Origin of the sequence: Pseudomonas sp. NPDC096950, assembly GCF_044762525.1 — a bacterium.
Taxonomy (GTDB): Bacteria; Pseudomonadota; Gammaproteobacteria; order Pseudomonadales; family Pseudomonadaceae; genus Aquipseudomonas.
This window is the reverse complement of the sequence record NZ_JBIWEL010000012.1, coordinates 14252-33742: the sequence shown is the minus strand read 5'-3', so window position 1 is coordinate 33742 and position 19491 is coordinate 14252. Positions and strand designations below refer to the sequence as shown.

At 59.0% G+C, this 19491-nt stretch carries 19 protein-coding genes and 1 tRNA gene; 11 read left to right on the top strand and 9 right to left on the bottom strand.

The window, feature by feature from the left end:
• Positions 1–59 precede the first annotated feature (59 nt).
• The 4 genes from ACIQY3_RS18875 to ACIQY3_RS18860 are packed head-to-tail and all read left to right on the top strand — an operon-like array spanning position 60 to position 5634.
• On the top strand, positions 60–2891 hold the full coding sequence (locus ACIQY3_RS18875) for a xanthine dehydrogenase family protein molybdopterin-binding subunit (protein WP_403022086.1): 2832 nt from the start codon (positions 60–62) through the stop codon (positions 2889–2891).
• Positions 2884–3423, top strand: coding sequence for a (2Fe-2S)-binding protein (locus ACIQY3_RS18870; RefSeq protein ID WP_403022084.1), 540 nt, complete (start codon positions 2884–2886; stop codon positions 3421–3423). Before ACIQY3_RS18875 ends, ACIQY3_RS18870 begins: the two co-directional genes overlap by 8 nt.
• A 2-nt stretch (positions 3424–3425) precedes the next feature.
• A complete protein-coding gene (locus tag ACIQY3_RS18865; RefSeq protein WP_403022082.1) occupies positions 3426–4661 on the top strand; it encodes a c-type cytochrome in 1236 nt (411 codons plus the stop codon).
• Position 4662: 1 nt separating this feature from the next.
• Positions 4663–5634 carry an XdhC family protein gene (locus ACIQY3_RS18860; RefSeq protein ID WP_403022080.1) on the top strand — a complete coding sequence of 324 codons (972 nt, stop codon included), beginning with the start codon at positions 4663–4665 and terminating at the stop codon, positions 5632–5634.
• A 123-nt stretch (positions 5635–5757) separates the two neighbouring features.
• Here ACIQY3_RS18860 and ACIQY3_RS18855 read toward each other — a convergent pair whose 3' ends face one another.
• Complete coding sequence (locus ACIQY3_RS18855; RefSeq protein ID WP_403022078.1) at positions 5758–6660, bottom strand: LysR family transcriptional regulator; 903 nt, start codon at positions 6658–6660, stop codon at positions 5758–5760.
• Between the two features lie 116 nt (positions 6661–6776).
• On the opposite strand from ACIQY3_RS18855, the gene ACIQY3_RS18850 reads away from it, so the two are divergent.
• On the top strand, positions 6777–7625 hold the full coding sequence (locus tag ACIQY3_RS18850; protein WP_403022076.1) for an oxidoreductase: 849 nt from the start codon (positions 6777–6779) through the stop codon (positions 7623–7625).
• 131 nt (positions 7626–7756) lie between these two features.
• On the opposite strand, the gene ACIQY3_RS18845 is transcribed toward ACIQY3_RS18850, so the two are convergent.
• Complete coding sequence (locus ACIQY3_RS18845) at positions 7757–9040, bottom strand: NAD(P)/FAD-dependent oxidoreductase (protein WP_403022074.1); 1284 nt, start codon at positions 9038–9040, stop codon at positions 7757–7759.
• A gap of 183 nt (positions 9041–9223) precedes the next feature.
• Between ACIQY3_RS18845 and ACIQY3_RS18840 the strand changes: the two genes are divergently transcribed.
• From ACIQY3_RS18840 to ACIQY3_RS18830, 3 genes are all read left to right on the top strand, one after another.
• Positions 9224–9300 (top strand) — tRNA-Val (locus tag ACIQY3_RS18840).
• A 368-nt stretch (positions 9301–9668) separates the two neighbouring features.
• Positions 9669–11345 carry a hypothetical protein gene (locus tag ACIQY3_RS18835; protein WP_403022072.1) on the top strand — a complete coding sequence of 559 codons (1677 nt, stop codon included), beginning with the start codon at positions 9669–9671 and terminating at the stop codon, positions 11343–11345.
• A gap of 569 nt (positions 11346–11914) precedes the next feature.
• A complete protein-coding gene (locus tag ACIQY3_RS18830) occupies positions 11915–12286 on the top strand; it encodes a DUF6124 family protein (protein ID WP_403022070.1) in 372 nt (123 codons plus the stop codon).
• A 92-nt stretch (positions 12287–12378) separates the two neighbouring features.
• On the opposite strand, the gene ACIQY3_RS18825 is transcribed toward ACIQY3_RS18830, so the two are convergent.
• The 5 genes from ACIQY3_RS18825 to ACIQY3_RS18805 form a co-directional block, all read right to left on the bottom strand.
• Positions 12379–12597, bottom strand: a complete 219-nt coding sequence (locus ACIQY3_RS18825; RefSeq protein WP_403022068.1) for a hypothetical protein — start codon at positions 12595–12597, stop codon at positions 12379–12381.
• A gap of 127 nt (positions 12598–12724) precedes the next feature.
• Positions 12725–14128, bottom strand: a complete 1404-nt coding sequence (locus tag ACIQY3_RS18820; protein WP_403022065.1) for a heavy metal sensor histidine kinase — start codon at positions 14126–14128, stop codon at positions 12725–12727.
• A complete protein-coding gene (locus tag ACIQY3_RS18815) occupies positions 14125–14796 on the bottom strand; it encodes a heavy metal response regulator transcription factor (protein WP_054053013.1) in 672 nt (223 codons plus the stop codon). Before ACIQY3_RS18815 ends, ACIQY3_RS18820 begins: the two co-directional genes overlap by 4 nt.
• Before the next feature lie 102 nt (positions 14797–14898).
• Positions 14899–15156 carry a DUF2790 domain-containing protein gene (locus ACIQY3_RS18810; protein WP_403022063.1) on the bottom strand — a complete coding sequence of 86 codons (258 nt, stop codon included), beginning with the start codon at positions 15154–15156 and terminating at the stop codon, positions 14899–14901.
• Between the two features lie 133 nt (positions 15157–15289).
• Positions 15290–16060 (bottom strand): alpha/beta hydrolase, encoded by a 771-nt coding sequence (locus ACIQY3_RS18805; protein WP_403022061.1) that lies wholly within the window; start codon positions 16058–16060, stop codon positions 15290–15292.
• Between the two features lie 215 nt (positions 16061–16275).
• Between ACIQY3_RS18805 and ACIQY3_RS18800 the strand changes: the two genes are divergently transcribed.
• Positions 16276–16731 (top strand): DUF2214 family protein, encoded by a 456-nt coding sequence (locus ACIQY3_RS18800; RefSeq protein ID WP_403022059.1) that lies wholly within the window; start codon positions 16276–16278, stop codon positions 16729–16731.
• A gap of 185 nt (positions 16732–16916) precedes the next feature.
• On the opposite strand, the gene csrA is transcribed toward ACIQY3_RS18800, so the two are convergent.
• On the bottom strand, positions 16917–17108 hold the full coding sequence (gene csrA / locus ACIQY3_RS18795) for a carbon storage regulator CsrA (RefSeq protein WP_017337657.1): 192 nt from the start codon (positions 17106–17108) through the stop codon (positions 16917–16919).
• 248 nt (positions 17109–17356) lie between these two features.
• Between csrA and ACIQY3_RS18790 the strand changes: the two genes are divergently transcribed.
• Entirely contained in the window at positions 17357–17734 is a 378-nt protein-coding gene (locus tag ACIQY3_RS18790; RefSeq protein WP_054053023.1) for a hypothetical protein, read from the top strand.
• Positions 17735–17838: 104 nt separating this feature from the next.
• A complete protein-coding gene (locus ACIQY3_RS18785) occupies positions 17839–18741 on the top strand; it encodes a siderophore-interacting protein (RefSeq protein WP_403022056.1) in 903 nt (300 codons plus the stop codon).
• Between the two features lie 56 nt (positions 18742–18797).
• Here ACIQY3_RS18785 and ACIQY3_RS18780 read toward each other — a convergent pair whose 3' ends face one another.
• Positions 18798–19487 (bottom strand): endonuclease, encoded by a 690-nt coding sequence (locus tag ACIQY3_RS18780; RefSeq protein WP_403022054.1) that lies wholly within the window; start codon positions 19485–19487, stop codon positions 18798–18800.
• Positions 19488–19491: the final 4 nt, after the last annotated feature.

The following is a 19491-nucleotide window of genomic DNA, read 5'->3' as shown; positions in this document are numbered from 1 at the left end:
CTCGAGATCCCCAGAACATAACCAGAAGGGCGGACCCATAACCGCCCAGAGGATGATCCATGTCCAACCGTGATATCTCCCGGCGCTCGTTCCTCCAGGGCGGGCTGGTGGCGGGTGTGAGCGTGACGCTCACGCCGCTCAGCTCCCAGGCGCTGGCTGCCTTGATGGAAAACAGCGTGACCGTGCCGTCCGAGCAATGGCTTGGCAACAACGGCAAGGCGCGCTCGCGTAACGATGCCTTGTCCAAGGTCTGCGGCAGCAAAGTCTTTGCCCGCGACATCCGCGCCAAGGACATGCCGGGCTGGCCCCAGCAACAGGGCCACGCCATGTTGCTGAAAATCACCAAGGCCGACCGCATCTACGCAGGTGTAGACCTGGCGTGGCTCGGCGCCGATTTGCAGCCCGACCGCATCGTCACCGCCGCCGACCTGGACAAGGACGGCATCGTCTTCCCGGAAGAGCATGCGCCTGATCCGCTGCTGCCCGAAGGTAAGGTGCCGATGTTCATCGGTCATCCGGTGGCGATCCTGATCTGGAACGACTTCGAGCGCTTCCGCCAGGCCAAGGCCAAACTCAAATTCAATGACAAAGCGATTCGTTACGGTGCCCAAGTGCCGTTCTACGAAGGCGATCCCTACGGCAGCTTCCGCTACGTGCGGGTCGGCGGTGCGACGTCGGCGGACGAAGATGAATTCGCCAGCCTCAAGGATTCGATCCTGTTCCCGATGCTGAAAAACCGTCGTCCGGTATGGAATTCCCAACCGGACCTGCACGGCAACCTGACCGAGCGCGGCTTGTTCTACGCCGACCGCATGAAGCAACAAATCGATTCACCGCCGGACAACTGGCTGGTGTTCGACGAGCGCTACAAAACCCCATCGATCGAACCCGCCGCGATGGAACCGGACAACGGCAACGGCTGGTACGACCCGGCGAGCAAGACCCTGCACTTTGTGGTCGCCACCCAGTGCCCACTGGAGGCCGCCACCGAAACCGCGAAGATGATCGCGCCGTCCCGCTTCGGCCTGGCCAATCTCAACATGCACCCCGGTTACACCGTCGGTTACGGCTCGAAAGACCACAACATCTTCGTCTACTACGCCGCGTTGGCTGCGTTGTACGGCGCCGGTGTTCCCGTGCGTCTGGCCAACGACCGCTACGAGCAATTCCAGAGCGGCATCAAGCGTCACCCGTTCGACATCCGCTACCAATTGGCCGTGGATAAAAACGATCACAGCTTCAAGATTTTCCGCGCCGAGATGAGCGTCGATGGCGGCGGGCGGATCAACTACAGCCCTTCGGTAGCGGCGGTTGGCGCCACGGCGGCGCAGTCGATCTACTACATGCCGCAGAACGATTTGCAGGTCACGGCCTACCATTCCCGCGCCGTTGAGGCCGGCTCGATGCGAGGCTACGGCACCCTGCAAAGCATGGCGTCCACCGAGATGATGGTCGACGAAATCGCCGGTCGTCTCGGCATCGACGCCATCGACCTGCGCAAGAAAAACGCCATGCTCTCGGGCATGAAAAACACCCAAGGCGCGGTCCCGGCCGGTGCCTTGCGCCTGCACGAAATCCTCGACAAGGCGTCCGCCCACGAAGTCTGGAAAAGCCGCGACCTGATCAAGCTTCGGCGCGAAGCTGCCGACCCGGATCACTGGTACGGCGTCGGTTTCGCCATCTGCCAGAAAGACTTTGGCACCGGTTCCGAAGCGCCGATGGCCAGCATCGAATTCACCGCCGAAGGCCACGTGACCCTGCGCCATATCGGCATCGAAATCGGCACCGGCATGTCCACGTCCCAAGCCTTGGTGGTGGCGGATTTCATCGGCATCCCGGCCACCGAAGTGAAGACCGGCGAAACCGAATGGAAAGAGTTGCAGCTGATCACTGGCGGCAACCCGTACATCATGAGCCAGGCGGAACAGGACGGATTTCTGCGCAACCCGCGCTGGGTCGGCAAACTGGCTTCGGCCTCGTCGGCGACCAACTCCGCCTACTACTTCAGTCACGCCACCCGCGAAGCGTCCCGCGTGCTGTTCAACCACGGCTTGTGGCCGGCGGCGTTGCAGATCTGGGGCCAGGGCCCTTACGGCGGCCAGGCCAACCCGTACGTGGTGCGCCGCGAAGACGCGCATTGGGTCGACGGCAAACTCACCGCCAACGGCATGCAGCCCCTGAGCTTTGAGCAACTGGCGAAGCACGCCCACGAAAAAGGTTTGGTGACCGGCGCGACCGTGCACGGTTTCAACCGCTGGAGCTGGGCCGAGGCCGAGTTCAGCATCGACGGCGTACGCGAGCGTCTGCCGTTGGATGGCCTGGCGGTGAAGTACGGCGACGGTGCTCCGAACGCGAAGAAAGCGCAGATGACCAGCGCCGGTTTCCACTTGCTGGATCGCCAGAACGTGCATTACCCGGACACCCAGTTGAACAACGCGGCGGTGACTTACTACAGCCCGGTCGCGACGCTGGTGGAATTGAAAGTGAACAAGGGCTCCGCCGAAGTGCAAGTGCTCAACCATCACTCGTGGGTCGAGTGCGGTCGGGTGCTGGTGGAAGAACTGGTCAAGGGCCAGCTCGAAGGCGGGATCGCCATGGGCATCGGCCATGCGCTGCTCGAAGAGATGCCGTTGTACGAAGGCGGACCGGGGGAGGGCGACTGGAACTTCAACCGTTACCGCTTGCCGATGGCCCGGCACGTTGCCGTCTGGAACCAGACCGCCGAGATCCTGCCGCCGCTGTCGCCGAGCGATCCATCGAAGGGCATTGCCGAAGTGGTGATGATCCCGGTGGTCGGCGCCATCGGTAACGCCGTGGCGCATGCCATCGGTAAACGGGTCCGCGACCTGCCTATCACTTCCGCACGCATCAAGGAGGCCCTCAATGGCTAACCGTCCGCTTCAACTGACCCTCAACGGTCAATCCGTCGGCCCGGTGGACATCCCTGATGACCTGCCGATGATCGATTACCTGCACGAATACAAAAACCTCACCGGCTCGCGCCTCGGCTGCGGCCAGGGCATCTGCCACGCCTGCGTGGTGATCGTCGACAACCCCGACGGCACCAGCGAAGAAGTGCGCACCTGCATCACTGGCGCGCATTACTTCGAAGGCAAGAAAGTGCGGACCATCGAAGGCTACGCAACCCGCGATGAGCAGGGCAAGGTCACTGAGCTGAACCCGATCCAGCAACGTTTCGTCGATGAATTCGCCTTCCAGTGCAGCTACTGCGCGCCGGGTTTCGTCAATGCGGCCACGGTGCTGGTGGAAAAACTCCAGCGTCAGCCGATCATGAAAAGTCAGCTGGAAAAAGTCATTGAAGACAGCCTCGGCCATCACATCTGCCGCTGCACCGGCTATGTGCGCTACTACAGCGCGACTCGCAACGTGCTGACCGATCTCGGCCTGGTCAAGGAGGGTTAAGCATGAAGCAACTACTTTCCCGCCTGACGCTGGCGGTTGGTCTGGCTGCGCCGGTGTTATTGGCCCACGCGGATGATCAGGTGAAGCGCGGCGAATACCTCGCCCGCGCGGCTGACTGCATGGCGTGTCACACCGCACCGGGGGGCGCGCCGTATGCGGGCGGGTTGCCGATCGTCTCGCCGTTCGGCACGATCTACGGCACCAACATCACCCCGAGCAAAGAGCACGGCATCGGTTTGTACAACGATGACGAATTCTTCGCCGCGCTCACCGAAGGCAAGCGCCGGGATGGCGCGAACCTGTACCCGGCGATGCCCTACACCTCGTATCACCTGATGCCGCGTGAAGATTCGGACGCGATTCATGCGTACCTGAAAACCGTCGAGCCGATCGAACGCGCGGCGCCGGTCACCAGCCTGAGCTTTCCGTTCAACGTGCGCCTGGGGTTGATGGGCTGGAACATGCTCTACGGCAAGGACGTGAAACTCGCGCCGACCGAGGGCAAAAGTGAAGCGTTCAAGCGCGGCGAGTACATGGTCGAAGTGCTCGGCCACTGCGGCGAATGCCACACCCCGCGCGGTTTGCCCGGTGCGATGCAGATGGACAAACGCCTGACTGGAGGCCTGCTCAACGGCTACCTGGCGCCAAGCCTGTTGGCCACTGACCTGGCCGCGCGCGGCTGGAATCATCAGGACCTGAGCACCTTCCTTAAACACGGCATGAGCGCCCAGGGCACGATGTTCAACGAGATGTTCCCGGTGTTCCACAACAGCACCCAAGGCCTCAGCGACCCGGACCTGGCGGCGATGGCGACTTACCTGCTGGGCGATCCGGCCCCGGCGGCGAAAGTGCTGACCGAAGTGCCGCTGGAACAGATGAGCCCAAGCGCCCAGCGCGGTCGTCAGGATTACCTCAATGTCTGCGCCGGTTGCCACGCGCCGAACGGCGAGGGCAAGCCGCACATCGCGGTGGCCATGCGCGGCAACACCACGTTGCGCCTGGAAGACCCGCGCAACCTGTTGCGGGTGATCGAGGACGGCATCGGCGAACAGAAATTCGCCGGGTTCGAACGCATGCAACCGATGCCGGGTTTCGCCGACAAACTCAATCACGAGCAACTGACCGACCTGCTGAACTACCTGCGTCAGGGTTGGGGCGGTCAGTCGAGTGAGTTGGCGGTCAGTGACGTGCAGAAGCTGCAAGCCGATGCACCACCGGCCGAGCACAAGGCGCACTGACATGCAGCATCTCGATCTGCAAGTGGTGCGCCGGGCGCTGGAATGGTCGGTGGCCGGGCAACGCGTGTGGCTGTGCACGGTGCTCGCCACTTACGGCTCGGCGCCCCGTGCGCCGGGCTCGTTGCTGGCGGTGAACGCGGAAGGGCAGTGGATTGGTTCGCTGTCCGGTGGCTGCGTTGAGGAAGATTTCCTTGAACGCGTCGCCGAAGGTTTGTTCGAGCAAGCCGTCAGCGTCGTGCGTTACGGTGAAGGCGATGATCCGCGTTCGCGGGTGAGTTTGCCCTGCGGCGGCGTGCTCGATGTGCTGGTGGAGAAGCTTGAATCGGATTGCGAGGTTCAGGCGCATTTGCGGGAACTGGAATCGGCGTTGCTCGGGCAGCGTCGGTTGATCCGCGAGGTCGATCTGGCCAGCGGTGCGCGGCGTGTGTTCGCGGACAGCGAACAAGGTGTGCGCATCGAACGTGAAATTGACCGGGTGCGCGTGCGGATCGGCGCAGCTCAGCGCTTATTGCTGGCGGGGTATTCCAGCGTCGCCCAGGCCTGTGCGGAGTTTGCGGTGGGTTTGGGTTTCGAGGTGATTCTTTGTGATCCTCGGGATGAAGTGCTGGAAGGCGTGGTGCTGGAGGGCGTCGAGATTCGTCGGCAACTGCCGTCGGTGTTTATCGCCGACGGCGGCTGCCACAGCGACACGGCGGTGGTGGCGTTGACCCACGATCCACGGATTGATGATTTGGCGATGATGGAAGCGGTGCGCACCGATGCGTTTTATATCGGTGTGATGGGGTCGATGCAGACATCGCAAAAGCGCTTTGAGCGGTTGCGCAGGATTGGTGGGTTGGGGGATGCAGAATTAGCGCGGATTCATGCGCCGATTGGCCTGAACCTGGGCAGCAAAACCCCGGCTGAGATCGCCCTGGCCGTCCTGGCCGACATCTTGCGAATCCGCAGCGGTATCCCCCGAAATCGCCTGTGACCCCATTCCCCCTGTGGGAGCGGGCTTGCTCGCGAAGAGGCCGTGTCAGTCGACATTTATGTTCTCTGACACACCGCTTTCGCGAGCAAGCCCGCTCCCACAGGGGATTTTTGGTGTCTGGGGTTAATTTGTTTCGGCCTGTTCCTTCAAAAAATCAATAAACGCCCGCAGCTTCTTCGGCGTGTTATTGCGCTCAAAGTAATACAGGTAAAGCGTGCCGGCCGGCACCCAGTCATCCAGCACCGACACCAACTCCCCGCTGGCCAGGTAGTCCCTCACAATCGGTGCATGGAACAAGTACGCAAAGCCAAAACCGTCCAGTGCCGCCCGCAGCAGCAACTCACTGTCATTGGTTGCCAGTCGTCCCTTGACCGCAACCCGGGTGTGCTTGCTGTCCTTCTCAAAATCCCAGCGGGGTAGGGAGCCTGTCGTGGCGCTGCGATAATTCACGCATTCGTGCTGCAACAAATCCTGCGGCAGCTGCGGAATCGTCCGACCCGCCAGATACTCCGGCGAGGCCACCACCACGAAGCGCATGTCCGTCAGAATCGGCACCACCACCATGTCTTCCTCCAGCACGTCGTCATAGCGAATGCCGGCGTCGTAGCCCTTGGTGACGATATCGATCAGGCTGTTGTCCACCGCGACTTCAAGGTTGATCCCCGGATGGGCCAGTAGAAATCGCTGCAACAACGGTTGCAGGATCAACCGACTGGCACTGGTGGGTACGCTCAAGCGCAGCGTCCCCGCCACCTCATCACCTGCCGCCGACGCGCTGCGCAATGCCAACCCCAGGTCTTCCATTAACGGCGCGATCTTGCTGATCAGTTGCTCGCCGGCTTCGGTGACATTGACGCTGCGCGTGGTTCGGTGCAGCAATCGCAGCCCGAGTTGTTTCTCCAGTTCTCTCACCGCATGACTGACCGTGGACACCGATACCCCCGCTGCATCAGCGGCGTTGGTGAAGCTTTTCGCCTGGGCAACCTGCATGAATAGCCGTAATTGCTGAAAATCCGGGTCTTTCATTGTGTTGTTTTTCCGAAAAGGTCTTGCAGATTATGGCTCTTTTTCGCAAGGCCAGGCGTGGCCATACTCAGTGACATCGCTCGCACTCGCGGGCAGCTACCTGGAGGAAGATCCGCATGACTGCATCGACTACCAAACCGGTCTGGTTCATCACCGGCTGCTCAACAGGTTTCGGCCGTCAACTGGCCTTGCACACCCTCAGCCTCGGCTACCCGACCGTGGTCACCGCGCGTAACCCGGCCCAGGTCGAAGACATCGTCAAAGGACACGAAGACCTCGCGCTGGTCTTGAAACTGGACGTCACCGACCCGGCGCAGATCGACGCTGCCGTGGAAGCGGCCCACGCGCGTTTCGGTCGTATCGACGTGTTGGTGAACAACGCGGGGATTGGCTATTTCGGCTCGTTTGAAGAAAGTGATCTGGAACAAGTGCGCAACATGATGGAAATCAACGTCTGGGGCCTCGTGCAGATGACCCGCGCCGTGTTGCCCGGCATGCGCCAGCAGCGTAGCGGCTCGGTGGTGAACATCTCGTCCGTCGGCGGCATCGTCGCGTTCCCGGCGGTGAGTTTCTACCACGCCACCAAGTTTGCCGTGGAAGGTATTTCCGAATCCCTGTCCCAGGAAGTCGGGCCGTTGGGCATCAAAGTATTGATCGTCGAACCCAGCGGATTCCGCACCGATTGGGCGGGGCGTTCGGCCAATGAGGCGAGCCGGACCATCAGCGATTACGACGAAACGGCAGGTAAACGCATGGAGATGATCCGGGGCTACAACGGCAAGCAACCGGGTGATCCGGTGCGGGCGGCAGTAGCGATCGTTGATGCGGTGGAGGCTGAGAATCCACCGTTGCGTCTGCTATTGGGCAAAGCCGCACTGGCCGGTGGCCGTGGCAAGATTGAAGCCCTGCGCAAGGATTTCGAAGGATGGGCGAATGTCAGCGAAGGCGCAGACTTCCCCGATTAACAGCCACAACACAAAACCCAATGTGGGAGCGGGCTTGCTCGCGAAAGCGGTGTATCAGTCGACATCAATATTGACTGACACACCGCCTTCGCGAGCAAGCCCGCTCCCACATTGGATTGCGGTGTGGCTACTTAGTAACCGAATTTATCCCGCAACCCGTAATACCAAGCCCCCAACGCCGCAAACGGCGTGCGCAACAATTGCCCGCCCGGAAACGGGTAGTGCGGCAAATCCGCAAACGCATCAAACCGCTCGGCCTGACCCCGCAACGCCTCGGCCAACACCTTGCCCGCCAAATGCGTATACGTCACACCATGCCCGCTGCAACCCTGGGAATAATAAATGTTATCCCCCAGCCGCCCGACCTGCGGAAGACGTGACAACGTCAGCAGGAAATTTCCGGTCCAGGCGTAATCAATCTTCACGTCCTTCAACTGCGGAAACGCCTTGAGCATCTTCGGCCGAATAATCGCCTCGATGTTCGCCGGATCCCGCGCGCCATACACCACGCCACCGCCGAAAACCAAACGCTTGTCCCCGGTCAGACGGTAGTAATCGAGCAGGTAGTTGCAGTCCTCGACACAGTAATCCTGCGGCAACAGCGCCTTGGCCAACGCATCGCCCAACGGCTCAGTGGTAATCACCTGCGTCCCGCACGGCATCGACTTCGCCGCTAGCTCCGGCACCAGATTGCCGAGGTAAGCGTTGCCCGCAACAATGATGAACTTGGCCCGGACCTTACCCAGCGGCGTATGCACCACCGGATTCGCGCCGCGCTCAATGCGCACCGCCGGCGACTGCTCATAAATAGTGCCGCCCAACGACTCCACGGCCGCCGCTTCACCCAGCGCCAGGTTCAACGGATGAATATGCCCGCCACTCATGTCGAGCATGCCGCCGACATATTGATCGCACGCCACCACTTCACGGATGCGCTTCTGGTCCAGCAACTCAAGCTGCGTATGCCCGAAGCGCTCCCACAGCCGCTTCTGCGATTCCAGATGCCCCATCTGCTTGGCCGTGATGGCCGCGAACACACCGCCGTCCTTCAAGTCGCACTGGATATTATATTTGGCGACCCGCTCACGAATGATCCGTCCACCCTCAAACGCCATCTGCCCCAGCAACTGCGCCTGCTTGGGCCCGACACTGCGCTCGATCACATCAATGTCACGGCTATAACTGTTAACGATCTGGCCGCCGTTACGCCCCGACGCACCAAACCCGACCTTGGCCGCCTCCAGCACCGTGACTTTAAAACCGTTCTCCAGCAGAAACAGGGCAGAGGACAGACCGGTGTAACCGGCGCCGATCACACAGACATCAGTCTCTACGTCATCCTGCAAAACCGGACGCGGCGGAACCGCATTCGCCGATGCAGCGTAATAGGACTCTGGGTAGGGGGTGTTCGCCATCCTGCAGCCTCTGTTTAATATATTTTACGAGTGCACCGATCCTACCCGAGTTAAAAAACCGCCGCCAGCCACCGGAAAATCTTCGTCGCAGCACCGAAATTAAATATTTTGCATATTCATAGGGTTAGCTCGAAAAAAGGTGTTGACACCCCTCCGGAATTCCGTAGAATGCCGCCTCACAGCAGGCACGTAGCTCAGTTGGTTAGAGCACCACCTTGACATGGTGGGGGTCGTTGGTTCGAGTCCAATCGCGCCTACCAAACAAAATCCGCTCTGCTGGGCGGTCTAGAAGGGCTCACCGAAAGGTGGGCCCTTTTTTGTTGTCTTCGGTTTTGCAAAACTTTTGCAAAAACCCCAGTCAAAACGGCAACTCAGCTCTTTCCCTCAATTACTCGATCTTCTTCTCGTCGTGCCCCTCCTGGTAGTGCTTCGTCATCGTCTCGTATTTTTGCCCGCATAAAACCGGCAGCACCAGTTTTTTAGCAGGTTAAATGCGTTTTAGCATACTCGCGCATTAAATATGCGTTATTGCATTGATTGTGTATGCGTAAATGCATACTCTGTATTCCAAGGCACTCAACAAGGCCCCGTGAAGTGGGAGCTTTCCTACAGAAAAGGAATAATGCAAATGACAATAATCACTACAAATAACGTTGCCGAATATGATGCCAAAGGGGTCGACACCCTTGCCGATCTGCGTGCTGTGAACTCAGCCCTCAATAAGAGGGCTGCAACGCTGGGGTATGCCGCTCGCGGGGATGGGGGGCATGGTGAGTACGCCGTAGACGAAGCAGATACGACGAGTGCGGAGTCGATTCCGATGATCATCGTCGCGAATGATGGCGCTCGCTGGAGGCTGATCCACGACGGCAACGTCAGTGCAGAACAGTGTGGATTCAAGCGAGATGGCACAGTGAATACCCAAGACGCCTTGAACTCGGCAATCGTGGCAGTGACTGCGGCAGGGGCGAGGATCTTGTGGGGCTATGGTACCTACGTGTGCGAACACATTGAGCTAATTCCGAACATGTCTTGGATCGGTAAGGGGCAGTTTCTTACCATTCTCAAGGCCAAAAACGGTCTGAACCTGGACTTCATTTCCTCGAACTTCACGATCAATACGAACAACGTTTCGGTTGTCGGTATGCAGTTCGACGGCAACCGCGCCAATAACGCCAGCGGGCACACGTTTGCAATAAAAGGGGCCAAGCAGAATCTTCGGCAGATCACCATCACACAGTCCCCGTACCATGGCTTGATCACCGACTTCGACATCATCGATGGTGAGCGTCCGCTTGGTTTTGAAAGTACGTACGAGGACATACTGATCGATACCACTGGTCGCCACGGCTGGAAGTATGACGGCCCGACAGACTCCTCAATGACTAACGTTACGTTGCTGGACTGCGGCGTATCCGCGGATAACTCGTGGTTTGGATTAGTCGCAAGTAGAAACTTTAGAGCGGATAACCTGCATCCTTGGAATCGCTCATCTACCAGCAACACTCCAGCTGCCTCTGTTTATATCTTGGCAAGCGCACCGGGTTGCACGGCCGTCAACTCACATTTTGAGGGTAGCCACTGCCCGCTCAAAATCCTCAGCAACCAAAACGCTTTTACCGACTGCGATTATTACGCAACCCGTGGTGCCTATTGCCTCGAAAACTACGGTACGGCGAACAAGATCAGTGGTGTGCTTGGCGCGACAGCGGCTTCAGTCAACCCGAATTACCGGGGGATACTGATGGGTGGGACGGGCAATATGGTCGACTTGACGGATGGTGGATGCGTAAATGGCTCTATCGACTTCACGAACAGCCAGGGCGGCAACCTTGTCAGAATCTCTGGCTATAGGAGTTCTGGTGTTCCGTTTGTAGGAACGCCTCATCCAACAGATGACGTGCTTCTGGTTATTCGTGGTGCAGGTGGAGGGGAAATCTCACAGGCGTACTCGGCTCAGTTCTCCGTATTTCCTACGACGGTCTCTGCGCAAAATGGCGCCTTCTCCGATGCAACGGGGACCATGCGGTTCCGCAAAGTCGGGAAAGTTGTGTTCGTCCAGTTGATGGTTACCATCGGGTCGAGCGGCGCCGGCACAGCGACCGGAAATATCAGCGTTGTATTGCCGTATACCTGCGCTGCGTTCCCATACCAATTGTCTGGCTGCGATATGGGCTCCGGCCTGTCGATTCAGGGACGAATCATTCCCGGTGGATCAAGCGTTCGAATTTTCAAGAACGATAACAGCAGCGCCATTGCAAACGGCACGACGCTTTCCTTGAACGGGTGGTACGAGGCAATATGACTGTGCAGCATAGCTAATGGTCTGGAGAATTCTGAGGCTCCTCAACTGCGGGCCAGTATGCGGTGTCCACCGTATCGCTCCAGCTCAGTGCTGGAGCTAGATCCTCATCGCCTATGTCTATCGATAGATTTGGGATACGTGCGGGAAAGACGTACGCCCGCTGCAATTAGCAGCCAAAAAGCCGTCAGGCGTGGTCTTGATTTTTGAGGCATGTTTAATCGTTGCGCGTGATCTGTTTAACGACACTCAGTGTTACGTCCTAAAGGCTACAAATCCTTGCGCCGTTGCCTACGCGTGCGCCAGAATCCGCCGGCTTGTGCCTGTTGGGCCTGGGCTCTATCGTTTACCTGCCACTGCTCATCAGTGGTCGGGTTTAGTAGCCCGGTTTCCTAGCAGGTGCACTCGCATCTATCAGTCTGGTATTTAAATACCTGCACCTGATGGTGGCTGTGCGCAGGGCGCCCTCGGGCGCGCCGGATTGCTAGGTCCCCGGTCTACTAACCTGCGAACAGCCGCCACCCTTCTGTTTAGTAGCTAAAGAGTTGCGGCCTCATTTGAGGACCTAATTAATGTTCAAAGTAACGCCCAATCCCCCGCATACCAATCCAGTACCCTACGACGCCTCTCTTGATCTTGACCCCAAGAAACTAAAAGAGGCGGCCGACCGCGCACTCAACTTCTACCTCAACCCCGGGGCTCTGAAAGAGCCGATACCGCCCCGCATCCCCAGCAGCGACACCTTCATCATCAACCCAGCGGTGGATGACGAAACGTTGCTCGTCCAGTCCTGCGAATCGTTGGGGTCGGCCACCGAGATGGCGAATGAAATTGCGAGCACAATGGACGGCCCACAGCGCAGGAAGATGCTGGTGCTGCAGCAGGTGATCAGGTTGGGTGAGTTGGCGGTGAATCGAGTACTGGATAACCACAAGCCTGGGTAGTCGCCAGGCGCTGTAACGAGGGAATTGCCCCCTCGTTACACTTGTTGCATGAAGCAACATCGGACCTGCGCGGCAGGTCCGGCCAACAAGTGTCAGCCTTGTTTGGCGTTCAACTTTTTCAGTTCTTCATAGGTCGCCGACTGTACGAACCAGAAACCGGAGACGATGCACCAGGTCAGGGTGCCGGTGATGAAAACGCCTACACCGGACCAGAAACCCTGCATGAAGAACATGACTATGGCGACGATCCAGATAACGGCCAGCGCGACATACAGAACTACGTTGTTTACGCCAATTACGAACTCTTTCACGTCTATTCCCTTTTGAATGATTGTCCTCTGACCCCTTACGCAAGAGCCAGTGGGCGGCATGATAGGGAGATAGGTGGCTGTTCGCCAGTTATGTCACGGTCTGTTACTCAAATAGCCAATAAGTCCATCATCCTTCCAAAACCCGCCCCGGAAAGAACAACTCAAAACACGTCACCCCATTCTCACTGGTGACGCCATACCCCCCGCTATGCAGTTGCATGATCGTCGCCACAATCGACAACCCCAACCCATTCGATTGCGCCGACCGCTCCCGGGATTCATCCACCCGATAAAACCGGTCAAACAATTTCGGCAGATGCTCCGGCGCAATGGTCGCGCCGTGGTTGCTCACCCGCAGGGCGATCCCACCAGAAGAGGGCGTCGCACTCACCTCCAACTCCGAATCCGGCGCGCCATATTTGATGGCGTTCGAACACAGGTTCGCCAACGCCCGCCGCAACAACATCGGCTCCGCCCAGATCACGCCGCTACCATGGGCGTTGATGCTGATTCCGACATCCGCCGCCAACCCTTCGAAGTAATCCGCCATGCGTTCCATTTCGTCCGCCGCATCCAGTTCCTGGCGTTGGCGCAGGGCGCTGGCGGGGTCGGTTCGGGCGAGGAAGAGCATGTTGTCGAGCATGCGCGCGAGGCGTTCGAGTTCTTCGACGTTGGAGGCGAGCAGCTGTTGGTAGGCTTCGACGCTGCGGTTTTGCTGGAGGGCGACTTGGGTTTCGCCCAGCAAGTTGTTGATCGGGGTGCGCAGTTCGTGGGCCATGTCGGTGGAGACTTGGCCGAGTTGGACAAAGCCTTTGGCGAGGCGGTCGAGGACGCCGTTGAAGGCGTCGATCATCGGCTGCACTTCCAGCGGCGCGCCGTGGTTGTCGAGGCGTTCGGTGAGGTTGCCGACGCCGATGCCATGGGCGTGTTTCGCCAGGCGTCGCAATGGCAAGAGTCCGCGATAGACCAGCAGATAACCGGACAGCGCCAGCAAGATTGCCGCCAGGCTGGCGAGGATGTACACCCGCAGACGGTAGTTGGCCAACACGCTGGTGCGTTCCGTCATCAACCGCCCGGCCACGACTTGCAGGCTGCCCAGGTCGCCCGAGTCGATGGTCGCCGCCAGCGCCGCGAAGGGCACGCCATCCACGCCGGAAAAGTGCTGCACGTCGGCCAGGACCAGCGGATGGTCCATGGTCACCGGGGCCAAGGTCGGAATATCGAGGTTGCCAGGGTTGACCACCAGCAACGGTTTTTGTCCGGCCGCGCCGATCACCAGCACCGATTCGCGGTTGCCGAGCATGTTCTGGAACAAGGCCGGTTTGCTCTTGATCAGGTCCAGAGTGTTGCTGTCATTCAGAAAGGTGCGCAGTTGATCGACCCGAGTGATCAGCGCGGCATCGTCCCGCCGGATCAACTCACGTTCCAACTCGCGATACAAACACACACCCAGCGTGATCACCGAGGCAAATGCCAGCAAGGCAAACAACAGTGCCAGACGAAGGGTCAGGGAATGAGGCTTGTTGTTCATGGCTGCGTATCAAAGCGGTAGCCGATGCCGCGCACGCTGTGGATCAGCTTGAGTTGGAACGGGTCGTCGACTTTCAGGCGTAAGCGCCGAACCGCGACGTCCACCACATTGGTGTCGCTGTCGAAATTCATGTCCCAAACTCGCGACGCAATCAGCGAGCGGGACAGCACTTGGCCCTGATGGGTGGCGAACAAGTGCAACAGGGCGAATTCTTTATTGGTCAGGGTGATTCGCACGCCATCGCGGGTGATGCGGCGTTTGAGTACATCTATTTGCAGGTCGGCCACTTGCAGCTGTTCTTCTTCCCGGGACGGGCCGCGTCGGGTCAGGGTGCGCAGGCGCGCCACCAGTTCGGCGAAGGAGAACGGTTTGATCAGGTAATCGTCGGCGCCCAGTTCCAGGCCCTTGATGCGGTCGGCGATGTCGTCCCGGGCGCTGAGAAACAGCACCGGCGTATCGGCTTCCTTGCGCAAACGCCGCAGCACTTCCCAGCCATCCATTTTCGGCATCATCACATCGAGCACGATGACGTCGAACGAGGTTTCCAGGGCCAGGTGCAGGCCGTCCACGCCATTGCGCGCCAGGCTGACCGAGTAACCGAGTTCCTGCAGGCCGTTGAGCAGGTAGTTGCCTGCCTTGGGCTCGTCTTCAACGACAAGGATGTTCATGGTCGGTGTCCGTAAAGAAATCATTGTGCCGTGGAGGGCGTGAGCCAGTGTAGCCCGATCATCTGCGCGTGACTCGGGCCACACATCGTCGGCGCAACATACTCAATTGTCATTGATGCAACCGGAGCCTTCGACCTGGTAATCCAGCACGTGCTCCTGACCGGTGTGGTCCAGGTAGTCCAAGCGCGCAGGAATAATGCCGCACTGTTGTGAGATGTCGGTGGTGGACAGCACTTTCGCAACGTCCATGTGCACGAAGAAACCAGTCTTGTCGTGAATCACAGGCGCTTGTGGCTGAGTGTCGGCGAAGGCCGAACCGGTGGCGAGGAGGGCGGCGAAACCAAGGATTAACATTTTCATGATGTGTCTCTCTCTAATCTGGATGACGGTGGCTGCCGGTTGAGTGACTGGGCAGTGAGCTCAGGTTAACGAGGCGATCCGGACAGCCGACCAACAGTTGAATGACAAAGTTGTAATGCAATTCGGCCCGGGATTACGGCTGGCGGCCGGAGGCTTCGAGGATCAGGTCGGCGATTTCTTTGGAGTGGGACACCAGCGACAAATGGCTCGACGGCAGCTCGATGGTGGTCGCGCCCATGCGCTTGGCGAGGAAGCGTTCCAGGTCCGGGTTGATGGTCTGGTCGAGGCTGGACACCGCGTACCACGACGGTTTGGTGTGCCAGGCCGCGGCGGTGGTGCGCTCGCCAAACAGGGTTTTGGCGATCGGTTGTTGCACGGCGAACAGCGCCATGGCCTTGTCGTGGGGGACATCACTGGCGAAGTATTTAAGGAAGGCATCCTGTTTCAAGCTGACGTAGCCGTCGTGCTCTTCGGTGCCGGCCCGCACGGGCATGGTCGGGTACTTGCCGGAGAGGGCGACGAAATCTTCGCCTGCATCCGGGGCACGGGCGGCGACGTAGACCAGGGAACTGACTTTCGGATCCACCCCGGCCTCACTGACCACGGTGCCGGCGTAGGAGTGGCCGACCAGTACGGTGGGGCCGTCTTGTTGGTCGAGTACGCGCTGGGTGGCGGCGACATCGTTGGCCACGGAGGTCAGCGGGTTCTGCACGGCGGTGACGTGCAAACCGGCAGCTTGCAACCGCGTGATCACCTCGGACCAACTCGAACCATCGGCCCAGGACCCGTGCACCAGCACGACGTTGTTGGCCTTCACTGGCGCGATGTTGGCGGCCATGGCAGAGCCGGTGCCGAGCATCAACAGGCTGGCGGCGATCAGGCAGAGTTTGTTCATTGGTTTCATGGTGTCGACCCTTGTCATCATCGTTGGAAGGCGAGCCATCCGGATTGGGTGGCTGACGACGACACTGTATGAATCGAGGGTGCGACCTACGCTGACAACTCAATGACAAAGTTGTAATGCATTACGAGACAGCAGGGGTTTGATGGCAGGCAGATTTCCAGGTTTTGGACTACTACTGACAATCCCTTTTCCATTTCCCTGTCAGGAGCATTCCTATGCTGTCTCACTGGTTTCTCGCGGCAATACATCTCTTGGCATTTGCCATGGGGCTTTGGGGTGTGCTGACCCGGGGCACGGCATTAAGCCGCTTGGCCGCAGGCACGGCGCAGGTCCGGAGCGTGCTGGTCGCCGATAACGTGTGGGGGATTTCTGCGGGGATTTTGCTGATTACCGGTCTGATGCGCGCCTTCGGCGGGTACGAAAAAGGTACTGACTATTACCTTCACCAGCCGTTGTTTCATCTCAAGATGACGCTGTTCGTGATCATTCTGCTGCTGGAGCTGGCGCCGATGATCACCTTGATCAAGTGGCGGATCGCCTTGGGGCGCGGCGCTTCGGTTGATCTGGGGCGGGCGAAGCTGTTCGCACGGATCAGCCATATCGAAGCGCTGTTGATGATGCTCATGGTGATCGCAGCCACTGGCATGGCACGCGGCGTGACCTTCGGGTAGCAGTCACCTATTCGTCGGGGTTAAAGCGAATGGTCTGACAGCCAAGGCGTCGCCGAAGCCGTTAGTATCGGCTTCACGTCACGAGGGGGATGAGCAGTGGGGCAGGATGGGTCAAACAATGTGCGTGAATCTTTAGCCAGCCATTGCGCTGAAGCGAACGGGCTGGCTACTGACTGCAGCAGGATTCAGGGTTGCGGCTTGTCTGGAGCGGTCAGCCCGGCCTGAATGCGCTGATAGATCTCTTCGCGATGCACGGCAACGTCTTTCGGGGCGTTGATGCCAATTCGGACTTGCTGGCCGCTAACGCCCAGGATGGTGATAGTGATGTCATCACCGATGTTTATGCTTTCACCGACTTTGCGGGTGAGTATCAGCATGGTCTTCTCCTTGATTGCTTGTAGGGCACCTGATTCAGACAGTGCAGAGGTCGGTGTAGTTATAGATTAGTGCGAAGTCTCACGGTTTGGGTGCCTCTTTCTGACGCGCAGATGCTGCATTAATTCCCAAGGCGTAACTATACAGAGGCCGCAACCATGATTCTCGTTGTTTTGTGCCCATTTTGCGGCACTCGGGAAGTATTCATGAATGCTAAAATCCGCGCTTTCAGCATTCAGAGGGAAACGTTGTGCGCAAAATGGCCTTGGTAATCGCAGTATTGGCGTTGGCAGGATGCGGTGAAGGAAAGGATGCGAGCGCTCAAAAGACGCCTTCTGCGACTGTTTCCGCGCCGGCAACAGCCCCCGCTGTGGCAACGGGTCCGCAATGGGATCTCGAGGTGCGGGGCGAAACAACCCAGGCGGTCAGCGACTTGAGCGGCTGGTTGATCGAGCACAGCTTCGTTTCCAACGTGGTCCGGGAAAACGGCAAGGACCGGATCCTGCTCGGGCCGTTCGCTTCCAAAGCCGAAGCCGAAGCCAGGCAGGCTGACTTGAACGCGGCCCTGACCCGGGCGAAAAAGATGAACATCGAATCGCTGATCATCGAGCGTCCGGCAGCTCAGTAATCGCGTAACGGTTCAGGCGCCGTTCAGCGGGGAATCCTAAAGGGTGTCCACGGTGACTCGTATTTAAACGTAGTCACTGTCGATTCCCAGAAGGAGCTCCCCCAATGGCCTCCGCCAATCCTTACAAAATGTTCGATGCAGTGTTGCGGCGCAAGCAGACCCTGAGCCCGCATATGATGCGCGTCACCCTGGCCGGGCCGATGGTCACCGAGATGGCCACCTGGGCGCCGGATCAACGGGTGAAACTGTTCTTTCCCGCCGAGGATGGCTCGCCCGCCAGGCTTGCCCATGAGGATGACTGGCTTGCCCGCTATCGTTCAATGGCAACCGCCCAGCGCCCTCCAATGCGCACTTACACCATCCGCCACTTGCGCGCCGAGCAGGGCGAAGTGGACATCGACTTTGTGTTGCACGGTGAAACGGGGCCGGCCTCCCGTTGGGCCATTCGTGCGGTGCCAGGCGAATCGATCCAGATCAGGGCGCCGGATCGGCGTTTCTCCGCACAGGACGCGGGCGGTTTTGAATGGAAGCCACCTCAAGCACTTAAACAACTGTTACTGGTCGCTGATGGAACGGCGTTGCCCGCAGCGCTTGGAATTCTCGATGAACTGGCAGCCATGAAAAAGCCGCCGCTGACCCAGGTTTTTTTTGAAGTCGACAGTCGAGACGATGCGCTACCAGTGCCTGACTGGCCGGGGCTTTCGGTTGAGTGGCTGATTCGCGACCATGCCAGTGCAGGCTCGCTGATGGTCGAGGCGGTCCAGCGGGCGAATCTGCCGTCATTTGCTTCGAAAGCGCATGAAGCTGTGGAGCTGGCGGAAGTGAACGTGGACGAGGAGATCCTCTGGGAAACCTCCGAGTCAGCCAGCGATGGTTTCTATGGCTGGATCGCCGGGGAAGCGGTCGCAGTGATGAGCCTGCGCAAGTACTTGATCAAGGAACGCGGCATTCCCCGGGAGTCGCTCAACCTGATGGGCTACTGGCGCTACAACAAAATCGGCGGTTAGAACGAACAAAGGCCTCGGGTTTAAATGCCCGAGGCCTTTGTGTTTTCAGCAGGTATTCAACCGCAGGCTTTCATGTCCACCGGGCCGACAAACTCGTTGCCGCGTCCCATCACACACGCCACGCTCTGATTGCGCTGGCGCTCCCAGGTTTGCACCGGATAAGTCTTGTTCCAGGCTTCATACAGTTGGCGGTCCTGCCTGGACAGCTTCAACCCGTATTGCTTGCTCATGTAGAAATACGTCCGCGCGATCATCCCGCGAATCGACGGGCGGGGCATGACCTTTTTCGCCTTGAAGTCGACCTGGGTCAGGCACGAACCGTATTGACCCGATTGCACCGGCAACCAGCCAAAACTGAAATTGCTACGGTCGCCGTTCACCTCGCCGATGCTTGGCACCAGGTTGTGCAAGTCGGCCTCGGCTTTCTGATAGACCGGGTCGTAGCGGGTGCAGTTCTTACGTCCACCTGATTGCCAGCATTGGCGCTGATGGCCGATCTGCCAGGCCGGGACAATGTGTTCCCATTCGATTCGCGCAGCCCGCTTGGCACTCTTACGCGGCACATAACCACAGGCCGCGAGGTCGACTTTGTTACCGGTGTATTTGCAGCCGCAATAAAACTCGGTGGATTGCGGTGCGTAGAGTTTCCAGGCGACTTTCTTGGCTTCGTTGAAGGTGCGCGGGGCGCCGGCCTGGGCGCCCATGGCAATGAACAGAAACAGCAAAGCGAAACAGCGGACACTCATTGAC